This is a genomic window from Streptomyces sp. NRRL F-5122 (genome assembly GCF_001507435.1).
Classification (GTDB): Bacteria; Actinomycetota; Actinomycetes; order Streptomycetales; family Streptomycetaceae; genus Streptomyces; species Streptomyces lannensis.
On sequence record NZ_LMWH01000082.1, the window covers coordinates 1 to 1053 of the forward strand.

A 1053-nucleotide genomic window follows, 5' to 3' on the forward strand; every position below is an offset into this window, starting at 1 on the left:
CCGAGATCGTCCGCGGCGGCGTCATCTCGGTCGCCCACGGGCAGTCCGGGGCCCCCGCCGCACTGGACGCCGCCGACGTCAGATGCTCCCCATACGCCTTCGCCTGACCCTCAAGATGCGACGCCGTCTCACCCGTCGACTTCAACACACCCTGAATACCCTGCGGCTTCAGATCCCAGCCGGTCATCCCCGTCGCCCTCCGCGTCCAGCCCAGCAACAGCCACCGTCACGTGACGACCCGAAAGCCGCCCAGGCCTGCCGACGGGGCCGGCCGTCGTCCACGCCCGCCGGCCCCGCCCAACACCACCCACGTCAGCCGATGTTGTCCACCGCCGACTTCGCCTTCGCGATCGTCGACTGCGCCGTCGAATCGTTCTGCTCCAACGTCGACTTCAACAACCCGATGATGTTCTTGACCTCCTGCGACGCACGATTCCACCGCAACTCCTTGCCGTGGTACTCATCCGCCACACCATCAGCCGAGAAATCCGCCATCGCAGCCTTCACCTGACGATCACGCTGCGCAATAACCTCCTCCAACCGGCCGATCACCGCCTGGATATTGCCCTGCGCATCCGCCGACGCACCCGTGTCATACGACCGACGATCCGCACCCGAACCCGCCATCACACACCACTCCCCGTAAAGACCCGGCCCAACAACCCCACACCACAGCACAATTCAACGGAACGCCGCACCACCGAAACCCCACAGCTCAGCGGAAACGCGCACCATCGAAGTTCGCCGCCGACATCTGCCCCCGAGCGTTGTCACCCTGCTCCTGATCACCCGAGGAGAACGCCGAATCCATCCCCGACTGACCACCCAGGATCGCCGCCAACGACCCGTTCAACTCCTTCGCGATCCCATCCGCCCGCAACTTGAACTGATCGAACGCCACCCGACCCGCACCGTTGAACTTCCCCTCCAACGGCTGCGCCGCCTGCACCAACTGACGGATCAACGTCCCCAGATCATCACTCGACCCACGCGAATCCTTCATCAGCGTCGACAGGGTCTGCGCCCCCATATCGAACTTCATCTTGCCTCCCC

General features: G+C 64.7%; 3 protein-coding genes. All 3 read right to left on the reverse strand.

Translation table 11 applies throughout. The features are described from left to right. On the reverse strand, positions 1-187 hold a 187-nt coding region (locus tag ADL25_RS50415; protein WP_234380877.1), incomplete at its 3' end, for a DUF6507 family protein. Positions 188-312: 125 nt separating this feature from the next. Further along, positions 313-627: a pore-forming ESAT-6 family protein gene (locus ADL25_RS11615; RefSeq protein WP_059127613.1), complete on the reverse strand. Its 315-nt coding sequence runs from the start codon at positions 625-627 to the stop codon at positions 313-315. An 88-nt stretch (positions 628-715) separates the two neighbouring features. Then, entirely contained in the window at positions 716-1042 is a 327-nt protein-coding gene (locus ADL25_RS11620) for a hypothetical protein (RefSeq protein WP_059127612.1), read from the reverse strand. Positions 1043-1053 lie beyond the last annotated feature (11 nt).